This is a genomic window from Salinivibrio sp. PR919 (genome assembly GCF_001995355.1).
Lineage (GTDB): Bacteria > Pseudomonadota > Gammaproteobacteria > Enterobacterales > Vibrionaceae > Salinivibrio > Salinivibrio proteolyticus.
The window spans coordinates 14,697-30,251 of record NZ_MUFL01000040.1 but is presented as its reverse complement, the minus strand read 5'-3'; the positions used below and the strand labels follow the sequence as shown (position 1 = coordinate 30,251).

Sequence of the window (15,555 nt, the reverse complement as noted above, 5' to 3'; positions counted from 1 at the left end):
TCGCTTGACTCTGGAGTAGGCTCCAACCCTTATAGTAGGTATAAACGTTCGATATGCCGTCAATAAGGAGCCGACTATGTGTAAACACTGTGGATCGCATCATTGTCATCAACCCCATCACCATCAGAATCCGACCACTTCTGCGGTTGGAACCACACAATGTGCACCAGACAGCGGGTGTTGCAGCAGTCATGCGGAGGGCGAGGGTAACGCCGGCGATGATGATCCGGATGGGCATTGCCACGCGCATGCTCAGCGACAACGTGCAGACACCTCTTCTGAGCGCACATCAATCGATTCAGTGAATGCGCACGAGTGGGGCGTGACCGGTATGGATTGTCCAAGCTGTGCCGCGAAACTCGAAAAAGCCATTCTGGCAACGTCAGGCGTAGCGCAAGCACAGGTGATGTTTGCGACGGAGAAACTGCGTGTTACTTATACGGCCGATGCACAGGCTTCTACCGAGCGTGCTGTTGAACAAGCCGCCCAAAAAGCGGGCTTTCCTCTCGTCGCTCTCAACCAAACCCAACCTGAGGTAACCGGATGGAAAAAGTGGCGGCAAGATGCGCTGTTATTCGGGCTAATTGCGGTCATGATGGTGGCATGGGGGCTCCATTATTGGTCTGAACCTTTATCGTGGGCGCTGTTTACTTTAGCGACCTTAGTTGGACTGGCGCCAATCGTGGGCAAAGCGATACGACTGGTCAAAAGCGGGTCACCTTTTTCTATTGAAACACTGATGAGTATCGCCGCACTCGGGGCCTTGTACTTGGGTGAGACCACCGAGGCCGCGATGGTGCTGGTACTGTTCCTGATTGGTGAAAGACTGGAAGGTTATGCTGCCTCACGGGCACGAGATGGCATTCAGTCACTGATGGCCTTGGTTCCTGAGACAGTGACTCGCGTTCATGCATCTGGTGAGCGTGAAACCGTGGCGGCGAGCGCACTGCAACCGGGCGATGTGATTGAAATTAGCGCTGGTGAGCGTTTGCCTGCAGATGGCCAGTTGATGGGGGCAATGGCAAGCTTTGACCAAAGTGCGCTAACGGGAGAGCCCATCCCGGTTGATATTGAGGTCGGTGATGCCGTGATGGCAGGCAGCCTTGCGACTGATAAAACGGTCCAACTCACAGTCACATCCGCACAAGGCGAAAATGCGATTGACCGGATCTTACGCTTAATCGAACAGGCTGAGTCGAAAAAAGCACCGATTGAGCGGTTTATCGATAAATTTAGCCGTTGGTACACACCGACTATGATTGCGCTTGCCGCATTAGTCGTCGTGGTCCCGCCGTTGTTTTTTGCCGCCAGTTGGCAAGAGTGGCTGTATCGCGGCCTTGCTCTGCTATTAATTGCCTGTCCGTGTGCCTTGGTGATTTCAACACCGGCAGCGATCACATCAGGTCTGGCGACGGCAGCGCGTCGAGGCGCACTGATTAAAGGCGGTGCGGCGTTAGAAATGCTCGCCAGTGTCAATGCGGTCACTTTTGATAAAACCGGCACGCTCACAGAGGGGAAACCGACCGTTACCGATGTGCTGACATGGCAAGGTGACGAGAAGGACTTACTTAAGTATGCCACCGCAATTGAGCGAGGTAGTCATCATCCATTGGCCAAATCCTTGGTGCTTTATACCGCCGAACGAGGCATTGAAGTGCCAGACGCACACAACATCCAAGCGCAAGCGGGACAGGGTGTGAAAGGGGATGTCGATGGGTGTCGGATTAGTCTGATCGCACTCGACCGACTGACGGATGACATGCTGACACCGAATCAGCGACACCAAGCCGGTGAGATTGCACAGCGAGGTGTCACGGTGGCGGTCGTCATGGTCGAGGGTGCGCCGCATGGTCTGATTGGCTGGCGTGATACCTTGCGGGGCGATGCCAAGCAAGCCGTCAACCAATTACGTGATTTAGGTATTCATCCGGTGATGCTAACCGGTGACAATCCGGCTGCGGCAGCAGAGATTGCAGGAGAGCTGGGTATCGACTTTCGCGCAGGCTTATTGCCGGAAGATAAAGTTCATGCTGTTGAAGCCCTAGCGAAACACTATCGTGTTGCTATGGTGGGAGATGGTATTAATGACGCACCGGCGATGAAAGCGGCGCAATTAGGCGTAGCGATGGGCAGTGGTACGGATGTTGCGCTTGAAACGGCTGATGCGGCATTAAGTCATAACCGTTTGACTGAATTGCCCGGGATTTTACAGCTGGCGCGCGCAACGCAGGCGAATGTCCGTCAAAACATTACCATTGCGTTAGGGCTAAAAGGTGTCTTTCTGGTCACGAGTGTCTTGGGGATCACCGGGCTTTGGGTGGCGGTGTTAGCGGACAGCGGCGCGACGGCGCTGGTCACGTTGAACGCATTACGGCTGTTGCGAGACAAGCGCCAATAAAGCTGACAGCGCTTGTCTGCATACGCTGTCATAAAGTGATAACGATCTCTAAATTCTGAAATCTGTAAGGATTGACAGTGTAATAGGTCGATAAAAGTCACATAAATACCCGAAGAATTGGGTATCCTAGACACATAACAACTTCGAGTTCAGGCCTGCTTTGGCAGGCCTTTAATCATTTGAAGATGCTGCTGACAGCATCCAGCGAGGAGACTGATTATGTCTGATACCCCTGTATTCCACCTTGGCGTTAACCACGCCGACCTACAAGGCGCCACCACTGCGATTATTCCAGGCGATCCTGCGCGAGTAGAAAAAATTGCCAACCTGATGGACAACCCAACCTTTCTTGCCTCTCAGCGTGAGTATACCTTGTACCTAGGCTGGTTGGACGGTAAGCCTGTGGTGGTTTGCTCAACCGGTATCGGTGGCCCATCAACCTCGATTGCGGTTGRAGAATTGGCGCAGTTGGGTGTGCGCACCTTCTTGCGTGTCGGCACTACCGGCGCCATTCAACCTAACATTAATGTCGGCGATATGATCGTCACCACAGGGTCTGTTCGCCTTGATGGCGCGAGCACCCATTTTGCACCGATGGAATTCCCAGCCGTGGCTAACTTTGATGTGGCAACGGCCATGAAAGCGGCGGTTGATGAAGATGGCGCAACGGTTCACACCGGTGTGACTGCATCAAGCGATACCTTCTATCCGGGTCAAGAGCGCTACGATACCTTCAGTGGTCGCGTTGTACGTCGCTTCCAAGGCTCGATGCAAGAGTGGCAAGACATGGGCGTGCTGAACTTTGAAATGGAATCCGCCACGCTACTTACCATGTGTGCTAGCTCCGGTCTGCGTGCGGGCTGTGTTGCAGGTGTGATTATTAATCGTACCCAAAAAGAGATCCCTGACCACGCAACGCTTAAAGAAACCGAAGCGCGTTCGATCAAGATTGTGGTTGAAGCTGCTCGTAAACTGCTGTAATTCAGACATTGTGGTATCAAAAAACGCGGTGATCATCATGAGCGCCGCGTTTTTTATGATGGCCAATCTGAGCGCGCGAGTTAGCTGGTGCGAATTGCGACAGTACCTCCGGCGGCGACAAACCAATCATAGAGATGGGTACGTAAATTACCAAGTTGATCTGGACCAATCAGTGCTAAGCCCAGATCGGTAGCTCGGGTAATATCGTGATGGCGCAACGGACGGAAACTCACCAACATTGCTCGCGCCTGTAACCCTCCAAGCAGATCGCGCAGCGACTCTAGCTTGTACAAGGTGTCATCGCCATCGCTCGACATGCCTTTGGTTTTACACTCAATAATATGCAGTTTGTTATTGACCACAGTCGCCACATCAAGCTCGTTACGCACTTCGCGCTCGCCAATTTGGCGATATACTTGTACGGAGAGTGAATTATCTTGAATGGTTGGCATTTCTTTTTGAATGGACGTGACGGTGTAATGCACGTAGCTTTCTAACCATTCACCATTGGCAAAGCGACGCGCTTCCTCACAACTAAAGGTTAGCACCCCATTTTGGTATGTTGCGAGCCCAGCTTCAGTCAGATCGTCAAGCAGCATACCGAGTTCACGGTAGCCTTGCTGTTTCTCGCTTAACGTCACATCAAGGCACTGTTCCTTGCGACACGTGGTGGCTAAATAGTTCAGTGTCGCCAAGCCGGGTCCTAATTCATAAGCATTGCTGGCCCACTTTTCGCCCAAACGATAAATATCATCGGTTAAACAACCGATCACATCGTCATCATGACGCTCACAACGGGCGCCAAAAATCGTGAGGTATTCGGTCAAGCTAATATGGTCTTCGACTTGCTGTTGTGGCAACCCGTCTGGATACAACCAGCWCAATTCATCGCTATAAGGCTCAATGACATAGCTGGGCCATTGATAGGTGCGAAACACTTCGTAAGCAGACAGCAGTTGATGACGCAGACCACAGCTCGCGTTAAAAAGGATATCTTCAGAGGTGGTGCTAAGCTGTTCGGCCAGTTGTTTCACTTGGCTTTTTAATTCACGGATATTGATATCATCGGAGATTTCAAAAAACTCGGTTTCGATGCCTTTTGGCGCAAGCACGCGGGTAAGGCGTTCAAATTCTAGGTCTTGCTCAAGGGTGCCTATTAACACCAACTTGCTCACCGGCAGTTGCTGGTGTAACACGGGGGTGACCAATCGGACGGGATCCGAGTCGATGATTCCTACATGAATAGCCATAATTGCTCCAGGCGGGCGATGCGGCTAAACGAGCCGCTAAAAATATAAGTGTATACCCTAGCTTCCAAACGAGTCATTTGGGTATAGCGTTAAGTCACTTCAGGTGGCTGTATTAATAATATCCGGTCTACATCATGGGCTTTCAACCATCAACAACGTAAATTGTTGTAAATTGACACCCCGCTGACTTAGCGTTGGCGTGCAGGTCGAGTATCCGCACGCAACGCGAGTATTGGTACGCAGGGTGAGTCACCGAAGGCGGGACCTTGGCCCCGCCGTTAATTATGCGCGACTTTGTTTCAGGGCTTGTTGGCGCAGCGTGAGTGTCAACTGGTTAAGCTCTGGCAGCATGCGCTGAATCAGTTGTAATTGCTGCAATACCATCGTCAGCGGTGTGTTATCGACAGGCTCTACGTAGCCGCCGTGAGTCTGATGCATGTCATCAGTGGTTGGTAACGCCAGCTGTGCATCATGGTTGGTAGGCTGGGTCAGTAGCTCGGTTAATTGGGTTAACCCTTGGTGGATATCACGGTGAAGCTGGGCCACTTTTTGATGGTTGACCTCATCATCCATCCGGCTTCGATGCGCGCCAAGGGCAGAGATATAGCTTAGCATCGCGTTGTTTAAACATAAGAAACGGAAGGTTTCTTCGATGTTGGTGCGATAGCGGCCAGGCTCCGCCAACATATTACTGATCGCGGTAGTCAGCTCCGCATCCGCATTGTGCGCTTGGCGCCGCGCAATTCGATAGGCAAGGGTGTCGCGTTTACCTACTCGGTATTGGGCAATCACGTGGGCTAAATAGTCCCGATTGGCTTGCAAGGCTTCTGTCATGATCCCGCGGAGACGGTGCGCTTGCCAGTCGGGCAACACATAACGGACCGCCGCAACGGCAATCAAACAGCCAATAACGGTATCGCCCAAACGCGGTAAGATCACTGCGAAACCTTCCCCGAACTGACTAAAGCACATTAATACTAATAAGGTGATAAACAAGGTGGCTAGGGTGTACTGAACGGTGCGGAACGCGAAAAATAGCACCCCAGTGACGACCATCAAGGCCAATTGACTGCTGGGATCGGGAAACAGATATAAGGCCGGCACGCCGAGTAGCAAGCCAGCCACAGTGCCGACAATCCGCTCTTTAAGCTTACTGCGTGTGGCTGAGTAATTGGTTTGGCAAACGAACTGAATGGTCATCAAGATCCAAAAGCCATGCTCAAGCGAGAGGCCTTGAATCACGCCATACCCCGCGAGGAGCGATAACGACAAGCGCACCGCATGGCGAAAACGCAACGATCGAAACGTCAGTTGTTGGCGAATGCGAAAGAGCATCTCACCAACAGAGCGCGCATCGGGATCAGCCAATTCATTTTCTTGGGCTCGGCTATCAACTGCGAGGTTACTCAAGCTCGCCAACTGCTGCTCAACCGTCTCCAGGTTTTTGTATAAAAACTGCAACTGATTCAGCAATGCGGTGCGAGTATGGCTGTCTTGGTGTTTAGCCAAATACGCCATCGATTGCTGGATAGCCGTTAATGCTTGCTGTCCTGCATGATGATGTTGATAGCTGATCCCCAACGAGAGCGCTTGCGCTACCTCACGGCACGCGCGCGCTTGCACATTGAGCAATGCTTCGAAGCGAAACAAAATGTCCGAGTGGAAAAAGTGGGCGGCAAGATCTTGGTAACGATAATGGGACGAGCTAACCCGCTCGTGAATGTCTTGGGCGATAAAATACGTTTGCAGCAAGGTTTGATGCCGCTGGGTCAGACGGCCGCGTCGTGCTCGCGCCAGTAATGATGCTTTGGCTTGGTTGAGCGCGGCTACCACTTGCGCATTTTGGTTGGCGGCGGCGATACGAGTAGGTTGCGGAACCAATTCGGCAACCGGATGGAACAAACTGGACTTGGTTTCCATGTAAGTGGCGGTTTGGCGAAAGACCGCTGCGAGTCGGTGCTGCACGGGACGGTGCGGCCAAATCACAATCCAAACCAGCGATAGTAACCCGTACCAAAATGCGCCTGAGAGCAGCATCATGGGTTGAAGCCACAGATCACTGCCTTGCTCCATCCCCAACATGGTGTATACCGCCAGTAGCAATGAGGCAAAGGCGATGGTGCCATAACGCTCCCCAATGGCCCCCAGCATGATAAAGCCAAAACTGGAAACGGTTAGCCCTAATGCAAACAGCCAAGGCCAATCGTAAAGCAATTCAACCGAGAAAGAGGCGACCGCGAAGCAGGTGAGCGTCACGCCCAAGGCTTTTATCCGACCCCATAGGTGATCATCCACTTCCGCTAATGCTGAAGCGATGACCCCGAGCACCAGTGGCGTGACAATATCGGTGCGACCAGCGTATCCCGCGTAAAGGGCAACCCCCATTAAAGCGATTAGGACGCGGATACTGTCATTGATACGGTGGTTCGCCCAGTACTCGCGTAGCGTCAGTGGCATCGAAGGAAAGCGTGGCAACGAAAAGGACATAAAAACACGGATTAAGCCMACAATGAGGGCAAGATAGCAGAAAGACACTGAAAAACTAAGCGTCATCCGCGCGTTTTCGTGCGCTTTTTAGAAATAGCTTGCGACAAGTCAAATCCATAGCGTGCTATAGGTGATGCGGCGGGAAGCCATATTGCTAGTGAATTGATTTATCGAGAGTTGCGCAGTAGCATGCCTGTCATCTTATCAAGGCTGGAAAGCGCGTTTTTACGCACTGACTCATGAGTATGAAACTCTCCGCAAACCGCTGGGCACAATGGCTTGTTTATGGCGACCATTACAGCTTGCAGCTCGAAGATGACGGCTTACTGCTCGAATCTCGTCACCATCGGCAATATATTCCTTTTTCGGCATGGGATGGGCAGCTCACGGTGTCGCGCGGGTTGCTGTGGGGAACGATTTCGCTCACCGGTTATACCGAAGAGGGCGATCCGCTGCCTTTTGAGGTTTTTGGCTTGCCTTGGCACCGCGCCCAGCAGGCAGGGCAAACCATCTATCGCAGTTATCAAGCCTATATTGCCCGTTATCAAAAACGGCTGGCGCTGATCCGGCCCAGTTTGCTGGCAGAGTATGATGCACTGGTGAATGCACCCGCTTATGTTCGCTTATCGCAATTGCGCGCGGCGCAACAAATCCTAGTCGAAAAGCTAGAAGGCGAGGGGATCCCAGCCTCATTCTTGGCCAGCTTAGATGAAGTGATGGCAACGACACTGGCACCCGTTTTGCGGGGGGATAAACAGTGGCTCAAGACGCGCAATCAGCAATGGCAAGCGATGATGCTCAATCAGTGGCAAGCTTGGTTTGATCGCATCGAATCATCGCCATTGAATGACGGGCAGCGCGCCGCCGTGCTCACCGATGAATCTCATACCTTGGTGGTGGCGGGGCCCGGTAGTGGAAAAACCAGCGTATTGGTGGCACGCGCCGCCTACTTGATTGAAAGTGGTCAAGCCAAACCAGAGCAACTATTGCTGCTGGCCTTTGGTCGTGATGCCGCTGAAGAACTGAAAACGCGGATAAAGACTAAAACCGGTCATGAGGTGAATGTCACTACCTTTCATGGCTTTGCCCGCCAGCAACTTGCCGATCACCAAGGGCAGGCGCCGATGATTTCTCCACTCGCCAGTGATGATACAGCCAAAGCGGCGTGGCTGACTCAAACACTTGCCGAACAGTGGCAACAGCCCTCTCCCCGTAAAGCATGGGATAAACTGCATCAGCAACAAACACTGCCGCTTGATGAGAACACTGAACTGACTGCGTGTGCCCATGACAGCCGGTTGCACACTTGGGTTTGGTCGCGCCTTTCACGGGTGATCCAAGCCAATACCACCAAGYGTGCGTTGACCGATAAACTGGCAAGCTATGAGGAGCAGAGTGCGTTAAAAAATGAACTGGCGGTGATTTGGCCATTGTACCAAGCCTACAAACAGGCGCTAAAAGCGGAGAACGCGGTAGACTTTGATGGATTGATTACCCAAGCCACCAAGCTGTTTCAGCAGCGAAAATTCACCACGCCCATCCAGTTTGTCATGGTTGATGAATACCAGGACATTTCGCCGGCACGGTTGGCAATGTTAGAGGCACTGTGTCACGGTAAAGCGGACAGTGAAACCCAATCACCACGCGCCTCCTTGTATGCCGTGGGGGATGATTGGCAAGCCATTTATCGCTTTGCTGGTGCCGATGTCAGCTTAACCACAGAGTTTGCACAGCGTTTCGGTGACAGTGAAATTTGCTGGCTGACCACCTGTTATCGCTATCCGTCTACCTTGGGGAAGGTGGCGCAGCAGTTCATTGAGCAAAACCCCAAGCAGCTCAGCAAACAGTTGGATTATGCGCGTGACAAGGCACCAGCGAAAGCGCCTAAAGTGATCAAGGTGATCACGGACGATACGTTAGAAAAAACGCTGGCAAGTTTGGCTAAAAAGCACGCCAAAGCAGAGCATGCAGTGAGTGTGATGCTGCTAGGCCGCACGCATGCCGTTTGTCCTGACGCGCTAGAAAGCTGGCAGAATGCGTATCCTTCATTGGCGCTTCGCTATACCACTGCACACGCCAGCAAGGGGCAAGAAGCGCACTATGTGTTCATCCTTGGCATGGATGAAGGGGTCTTCCCGGCCAAGCCGCGTTCGCTCTCACTCGATGAGGCGTTACTGGGAAAAAATGAAGAGCCGATTGAGCACGCGGAAGAACGACGACTGTTTTATGTCGCCCTGACACGCGCACAAAAACAAGTGTGGCTTGTACACCAAAAAGGCCGTGCCTCATCGTTTGTGGCGGAACTGAAAGGGTATCAGTGAGACAGTCCCCACACTGTTAGCCATAGACGACATTAGTCATCGACGGACAGTGCGGGGTAAAAGATTATAAGCGCTCGTCTAAATAAGCTTGATAATCAGGGATTTGAATATCCACTTCTTGACCAAATAACGGTGAGGTAATCAAAAAGCTTGCGGTGGCGCGGTTGGTGGCAACGGGAATATTCCATACGGTGCTGACACGCAGTAGCGCTTTGACATCTGGATCATGCGGGACGGCATTGAGCGGATCCCAAAAGAAAATCATCGCATCGATTTTCTGTTCAGAAATCATGGCGCCCAGTTGTTGATCACCCCCCATCGGGCCACTAATCAAAGGGGTGATCGTTAATCCGGTTTCGCGCGCAAGAATATGCCCGGTGGTGCCGGTCGCATAAAGCTCATGCTGACTCAGCACATCTTGGTGTTTTTTAACCCACTCACTCAAGGCGTCTTTGTAGTGATCGTGGGCCACTAATGCAATGTGTTTGCGCGCGGACATGGTGCGAGACGTTTGTTTCATGCTGCTTCCTATTTAAAACATGGCGGTTTAACGTCAAACTGCGTTTATCAGGGTGTTATCGAAGCCTAATTCAATCCGGTAGTGAAATATAGCGTACCGCTGACAAAACCTTGGCATAGCACTGTTTAGAGTGTCACATAATAAGAAAAAACTGACGCATCCAATGAAAAACGTCAGGATTTTCAGTCACAAGTTAACCAAGCACGCAAAAGTAGCGCGACAACCCATCGAAGTGGCAACAAAAAGGCTACAGTTAACTAACAAGGCAAAGGAAGTGCCTAGTCATGCAGGAGAGTTTATGAGCAAGGAGTACGCGTATGTGGGTGACACTGGATTTTGAAGCATCCGGTTTGTCGTTATCGTCTTATCCCATCGAAGTGGGATACGTGTTGCCAAGTGGCGACAGCAACAGTTTTTTGATTGACCCTTCCACCGCCAGTGGGCACTGGAATCACTGGGACAAAGAAGCCGAAACCCGAATACATGGGATCTCGCGTGAACGCCTTTTTAGCGAAGGCATCAGTGTGCTCGATGTATGCCAGCATCTCAACCAGACCCTCGCGCCTTTTGATCATGTTTTGTGCGATAGTCAATGGGATCTGTTTTGGATGGGGCGGCTTTACAAAGCCTGCTACATGCGTCCTTCATTCACCCTAATGGAGGTGAATCAATGGCTAAAAAAGCACAGTGATCTCGATCGGCGTGACTTTAGCCGCGAAATGGAGGCGTTGGGGCCAGCACCGCATCGTGCTGAAGAAGATGCGCGACAAATTCGTCGTGCCCTCGATAGCTTGTTAAAATAGCCCATCATGTAGCGCATTGTTGGGATGTTATGACAGCACCTTCAACCCTTAGGTTGGCACAATTCAACCTGTCTCTAGCGGGACGTCAGGCCGGCGAGATCAAAGCAAAGATGTTAGCGCCCACCCCCAGCCGGCAAATTAAAAACCTCGCCGCGACCTTACAACGTGTGCGGCCCGATGTGGTGGTGCTTTGCGAGTTTGATCATCCGGGCAACGGTGGCGACGATGGTGCGCTCGCCGCATTTTGTGAGCGGCATTTGGCTGAATCGCAACACGGTGACATGCCGATTGATTATCCGTATCGCTACTTGCCTGCCACCAACACGGGGTTAAAACTCACGGTGCCAGTCAGTGAGCATCAACACTTAACGAATGCTCAGCAGTGTCATGGTTTTGGCGACTATCATGGTCAATTTGGCTATGTGATTTTATCGCGTTACCCCATCGAAGACGATGCGATTCGCACTTGGCAGCACTTTGCATGGCATCAATTACCTCACCATCAACTCCCAGCGGAGTATTACACCGAACAAGCACAACAGGCGCTACGTCTCGCCTCGAAAAACTTGGTGTCAGTGCCGATTCTGGTTGGTGATGAACGAATACAAGTGGTGGCCTGTCATCCCACACCGCCCGTGTTTGATGGGCCAGAAAAGCGTAACTGGCGGCGCAACAGTGATGAAATTCACCAACTGATTGGCCTTTTGGATAACGCCGACTGGCTGGTGGACGACAAGGGCGCTCACGGCGGGCTTTCCCCCGAGACGCCGTTTGTGGTGATTGGCGATTTAAATGCAGATCCGAGCTACGGCGATGGGGATAAGCAAGCCATTGGCGCTTTGCTCAATCATCCGCGTGTGCATCCCGAGGTCGCTCTCGGCGCACAGGTGCCAAAAAGTGAGGCGGCACGGTCTCACGCCTTTCGCTTTATCGATGGTAAAGGGCGGGCAATTGCTACCCATAACGGTGGGTTGCGCCTCGATTATGTCCTACCTTCGTGTGAGCTCGCGGTGTTAGCCTCCGGCGTATTTTGGCCTGCCCCTGATGATGCCGACTACCCACTGATTTGTGATAAAAACGGCCAAGAGCATGCGCGTGTTCACTCCGATCATCGTCTTGTTTGGGTCGATGTGGCGCTGAGTTAGCGAGGCTGCGTGTCCAGTGCCACGCCTTCACGCTGACACGCAACTTCTGCAAGGCGCTTAGCTTGTTCGTCAGGTTTTAAAAAGCAGCAGGTTGAGCAATAACTGTGTTCATCAACGGTAAAGATCCGGCAGCAGCCGCCGCGCAGACGGAAGCTATGGGTTTGCAGCACGGTTTGGGTGTCGTTCGGATCGTAGACGGTCACATCGTGAAAACCACTTCGCTTGCTATAAAGCGGGGTGCCGCGTTGATGGACGATCGACAGCGCCGCGTCACGTGCGGCCTGCTCACAATCACGATGTTTACCCACCATCAAAAAGGCAATACAGATTGAATCGGCAACCACTTTCCAAAGTGGCCCCTCACGCATACCGCTTTGTTCCGCGACCGCATCAACGATTGGCGAAAAGTGACGTAATAACGCGCCGTGCAAAATCGTTAGCCACTCTTCTGCCGCAGGTTGTTTCCAGCCAATCAAGGCATTGAGATAAAAATGAGGCTTGTGATACACCAGCTCCTTGCCATTCGGTTTGGTGACACGGGTAGGCTGGTATTTAACTTGCCAGTTATCTAAGTCCAGCGAGGGGAGTTGTCCAGCCTGAAGCCAGCTAGCCAGCACTGGAAGCAAAAACTCATAGGCATAGGCGCCGATAAAAAGCGTGCCTTGGGCACGGCTATCGGCATCGCCATAGGTCGAGTTTACCGCGGCAAAACATTGCGCCAGTCCTTGTGGTGTGGTGAGTTGTTCCCGAAGCGACAAGCCTTGCACATCATCAGGGATCACTGACAAGCCTAATGCGGTGGGAAAAGGGGACAGTGCAACCGCGGCAGGCAGTTGTGGTGCTTCAAAGCTAGGATCGGCCGCGTTCATCAACACTCCTTATGATTGGCGCCTAAAAGGCGAAATTTAGCATGCGCAGCAATCAATTGTAAGAGTGATTCGTATTTAGATATCAAGGCGCTATCGTAACGATTGGGGACAAGGTGTTGTAGAGGAAGTGATTGAAAAAAGAGGCGGAAGGCCGCCTCTATCTATGCTTATGTATGTTTTCCGTGTCATTCACGCCCGCTATACGGCTTGGGGCGGCTGAACTTGGTAGCGTCCGGGTTTATGGTTCATGGCAAGGACGAGATTGGTCGTGATTGCGGCAGCGACCGATAAGCCAATGAGCCAAGGCTCGACCACCAGCAGTGATAAGATCACAATCGAGCAATCCAGCGCCATTTGCACTTTTCCCGCGCGGATACCAAACCGCTGCTGCAAAAACAGCGCTAAGGTGTTAAATCCGCCCAAACTGCATTGATGGCGGAACATCACCAGCATGCCCATGCCGATTAGCCCGCCGCCAAATAGCGCGGCATAAACAGGATGAATGGTGTTGATGGTGAGCACAGCGGTTAAATGATCGGCGCAAAATGAGACGATGCTGACCGCAACCAAGGTACTTAAGGTAAAGCGTTTCCCCATTTGGGTGTAGGCGAGCCAATAAAAAGGCAGGTTGATCACGAAGAAAAGCTCACCAAAACTGAAGTCAGTGACTCGCTGTAAAAACAGCGCTAATCCAGCGGTGCCGCCGGTCAATAACCCTACTTGGTTGAAAAAGAAGATGCCGAGTGATACCAAACTACTGCCGATAAGCAGCGCGAGTGCGTTTTCACGCTTGGAATGATTTCTATCCATATTTGCGTTCTATCCCTATTAAAACGACCGCACTACCATACGCCGCTCTCGCAATAGGTCGAGTCAAACGCCCGTTTGATAACAAGTGAATAACAATCCAATGCGTACATTATCATTTACGTTGTGGTTTTTATCACGATAAAAAGGCGCCGCTACAGACCAAAGTCTAATCTACATTGTCTACAATATTGTTCTATTCTGGCTATATTGAAGTTTTTAGGCGGTATTTATGTCTTTATTGTCGACAAATGACCAATTTCTCGCGCAGAACGCGCAATCGTTGCCTGCTGAGCCACGTGAGCCCACCAAGTCAGCCAGCCTAACCGAGCAACTTATCGAGGCGATTGTCACCGGCACTTATCCAGCGGGCACTAAGGTATCGGAAGCGGGATTGGCTGCTGCATTTGGCGTCAGTCGAGGGCCACTGCGCGAGGCCATGATGCGGGTCGAAGCCCTGGGATTGGTAGAGCGTGTGCCACATGTGGGGGCAAGGGTAGTGACTCTCACGCATCGTCAACTGGCTGAGATTTATGCGGTGCGAGAAGCGTTAGAAGGTATGGCCGCAAGACTGGCTTGCGCGCACATCACCGATGAGGAAATTGAGCAGTTAAGTGCAGTGCTCGACACCCACCATGCCTATATCGAACGGGTGGACGGGGCGGCCTACTTTCACCAACAAGGCGATTTTGATTTTCATTATTGCATCATCAAAGCCAGTCATAACCAGAAACTGATCAACCTGTTGTGTGGTGAGTTGTACCACTTGCTGCGGATGTACCGGTTTCAATCGCCGCGGGCGCATTCTCGCCCTAAGCAGGCGCTGCAAGAGCACATGCAAATTTTAGCGGCAATTCGCGAGCGCGATGCCGAGTTGGYCGAAATGCTGATGCGTCGACATATTCAGCGCAGTCGCCAACTGATTGAGCAACAAATTGCTGATTGAATAGCAACTGACGAATTAAAAATAGTGCGGTGGTGAGTCCCGCTAAGTCACTAATTTACAAGGAGAATGCTATGAGTGCAGGTGCACGTTTTCGCCAAGCGGTACGCAACAATATTCCGCTGCAAGTCGTCGGTACGATTAACCCCTATTGCGCCATGATGGCAGAGCGAGTGGGGCATCAAGCCATTTATCTGTCAGGAGGTGGAATTGCCAATGCCTCTTATGGCTTACCGGATTTGGGGATCACGACTCTCAACGACGTGTTGGAAGATGTCCGCCGGATCACCGCAGCAACCGACGTGCCCTTACTGGTGGATATAGATACCGGCTTTGGCGGCGCGCTCAATATTGCTCGCACCATTCGCGAAATGGAGCGGGCCGGTGCAGGTGCGGTACATATGGAAGATCAAGTGGCGCAAAAGCGCTGCGGTCATCGTCCCAACAAAGAAATTGTCAGCCAAGCTGAAATGGTCGACCGCATTAAAGCCGCGGTGGATGCGCGGACCGATCCTGAGTTTGTGATCATGGCGCGCACCGACGCCTTGGCGGTGGAAGGCATGGACAGTGCCGTCGCCCGCGCTAGAGCGTACGTAGAAGCAGGGGCGGACATGATTTTCCCCGAAGCCATGCAAACACTCGAGCAGTACCAAGCCTTTGTCGAGCAAGTAAAGGTGCCGGTGCTGGCGAATATCACCGAGTTTGGTCAAACCCCACTGTTTACCAGCCAAGAGTTGGCGGGCGTCGGGGTCAGCATGGTGCTGTATCCGCTCTCTGCATTTCGTGCCATGAACCAAGCCGCCCTCAATGTGTATCAACACTTGCTGGATGATGGCCACCAGAAAAACGTGGTAGACACCATGCAAACCCGTGATGCGCTCTATGACTTCTTGGGGTATCACGCCTACGAACAGCAATTGGATCGCCTATTTGGAAAAGAGTGATCACAGACGCACACTCTCGGTGTGAAAACGTCGGTTACACCACTGGAATTATCGCCACGTTCACGGATTCATGCAGCGGTTGAATCT

General features: G+C 52.1%; 12 protein-coding genes. 7 read left to right on the top strand and 5 right to left on the bottom strand.

What is annotated here, in order from left to right; translation table 11 throughout:
* The first annotated feature begins 76 nt into the window (after positions 1-76).
* Both BZG83_RS09365 and udp read left to right on the top strand, forming a co-directional pair.
* Positions 77-2,398: a zinc/cadmium/mercury/lead-transporting ATPase gene (locus tag BZG83_RS09365; RefSeq protein WP_077480250.1), complete on the top strand. Its 2,322-nt coding sequence runs from the start codon at positions 77-79 to the stop codon at positions 2,396-2,398.
* Between the two features lie 219 nt (positions 2,399-2,617).
* Positions 2,618-3,379, top strand: coding sequence for a uridine phosphorylase (udp, locus tag BZG83_RS09360; RefSeq protein ID WP_077480249.1), 762 nt, complete (start codon positions 2,618-2,620; stop codon positions 3,377-3,379).
* An 80-nt stretch (positions 3,380-3,459) separates the two neighbouring features.
* Here udp and BZG83_RS09355 read toward each other — a convergent pair whose 3' ends face one another.
* Positions 3,460-4,629 carry a Card1-like endonuclease domain-containing protein gene (locus BZG83_RS09355; protein ID WP_077480248.1) on the bottom strand — a complete coding sequence of 390 codons (1,170 nt, stop codon included), beginning with the start codon at positions 4,627-4,629 and terminating at the stop codon, positions 3,460-3,462.
* Between the two features lie 282 nt (positions 4,630-4,911).
* Positions 4,912-7,116, bottom strand: coding sequence for a YccS family putative transporter (gene yccS, locus BZG83_RS09350; RefSeq protein ID WP_241828285.1), 2,205 nt, complete (start codon positions 7,114-7,116; stop codon positions 4,912-4,914).
* Between the two features lie 245 nt (positions 7,117-7,361).
* Between yccS and helD the strand changes: the two genes are divergently transcribed.
* Entirely contained in the window at positions 7,362-9,437 is a 2,076-nt protein-coding gene (helD, locus tag BZG83_RS09345) for a DNA helicase IV (RefSeq protein ID WP_158074947.1), read from the top strand.
* 64 nt (positions 9,438-9,501) lie between these two features.
* Here helD and BZG83_RS09340 read toward each other — a convergent pair whose 3' ends face one another.
* A complete protein-coding gene (locus BZG83_RS09340) occupies positions 9,502-9,957 on the bottom strand; it encodes a methylglyoxal synthase (protein ID WP_077480246.1) in 456 nt (151 codons plus the stop codon).
* 317 nt (positions 9,958-10,274) lie between these two features.
* Between BZG83_RS09340 and BZG83_RS09335 the strand changes: the two genes are divergently transcribed.
* The gene (locus BZG83_RS09335) at positions 10,275-10,760 is read left to right on the top strand and encodes a hypothetical protein (protein WP_069588330.1); all 486 of its coding nucleotides are present in this window, start codon (positions 10,275-10,277) and stop codon (positions 10,758-10,760) included.
* Between the two features lie 29 nt (positions 10,761-10,789).
* Positions 10,790-11,905: an endonuclease/exonuclease/phosphatase family protein gene (locus BZG83_RS09330; protein WP_077480245.1), complete on the top strand. Its 1,116-nt coding sequence runs from the start codon at positions 10,790-10,792 to the stop codon at positions 11,903-11,905.
* Here BZG83_RS09330 and BZG83_RS09325 read toward each other — a convergent pair.
* Together BZG83_RS09325 and BZG83_RS09320 are read right to left on the bottom strand one after the other, a co-directional pair.
* Positions 11,902-12,774 (bottom strand): ferric iron reductase, encoded by an 873-nt coding sequence (locus BZG83_RS09325; RefSeq protein WP_077480244.1) that lies wholly within the window; start codon positions 12,772-12,774, stop codon positions 11,902-11,904. The genes BZG83_RS09330 and BZG83_RS09325 overlap by 4 nt on opposite strands.
* A gap of 198 nt (positions 12,775-12,972) precedes the next feature.
* A complete protein-coding gene (locus BZG83_RS09320) occupies positions 12,973-13,584 on the bottom strand; it encodes a YitT family protein (protein WP_077480243.1) in 612 nt (203 codons plus the stop codon).
* Between the two features lie 229 nt (positions 13,585-13,813).
* Here BZG83_RS09320 and BZG83_RS09315 point away from each other — a divergent pair, with 229 nt between their 5' ends.
* Together BZG83_RS09315 and prpB are read left to right on the top strand one after the other, a co-directional pair.
* On the top strand, positions 13,814-14,527 hold the full coding sequence (locus tag BZG83_RS09315; RefSeq protein ID WP_077480242.1) for a GntR family transcriptional regulator: 714 nt from the start codon (positions 13,814-13,816) through the stop codon (positions 14,525-14,527).
* Between the two features lie 71 nt (positions 14,528-14,598).
* Positions 14,599-15,468 carry a methylisocitrate lyase gene (gene prpB / locus BZG83_RS09310; RefSeq protein WP_046073371.1) on the top strand — a complete coding sequence of 290 codons (870 nt, stop codon included), beginning with the start codon at positions 14,599-14,601 and terminating at the stop codon, positions 15,466-15,468.
* Positions 15,469-15,555 lie beyond the last annotated feature (87 nt).

What these genes read in the sequence shown, in the direction of transcription:
- BZG83_RS09365 (WP_077480250.1), top strand. Translation starts at nt 77, where the DNA reads ATGTGTAAACACTGTGGATCGCATCATTGTCATCAACCCCATCACCAT.
- yccS (WP_241828285.1), bottom strand. Translation starts at nt 7,116, where the DNA reads ATGTCCTTTTCGTTGCCACGCTTTCCTTCGATGCCACTGACGCTACGC.
- BZG83_RS09340 (WP_077480246.1), bottom strand. Translation starts at nt 9,957, where the DNA reads ATGAAACAAACGTCTCGCACCATGTCCGCGCGCAAACACATTGCATTA.
- BZG83_RS09335 (WP_069588330.1), top strand. Translation starts at nt 10,275, where the DNA reads ATGTGGGTGACACTGGATTTTGAAGCATCCGGTTTGTCGTTATCGTCT.
- BZG83_RS09330 (WP_077480245.1), top strand. Translation starts at nt 10,790, where the DNA reads ATGACAGCACCTTCAACCCTTAGGTTGGCACAATTCAACCTGTCTCTA.
- BZG83_RS09325 (WP_077480244.1), bottom strand. Translation starts at nt 12,774, where the DNA reads ATGAACGCGGCCGATCCTAGCTTTGAAGCACCACAACTGCCTGCCGCG.
- BZG83_RS09320 (WP_077480243.1), bottom strand. Translation starts at nt 13,584, where the DNA reads ATGGATAGAAATCATTCCAAGCGTGAAAACGCACTCGCGCTGCTTATC.
- prpB (WP_046073371.1), top strand. Translation starts at nt 14,599, where the DNA reads ATGAGTGCAGGTGCACGTTTTCGCCAAGCGGTACGCAACAATATTCCG.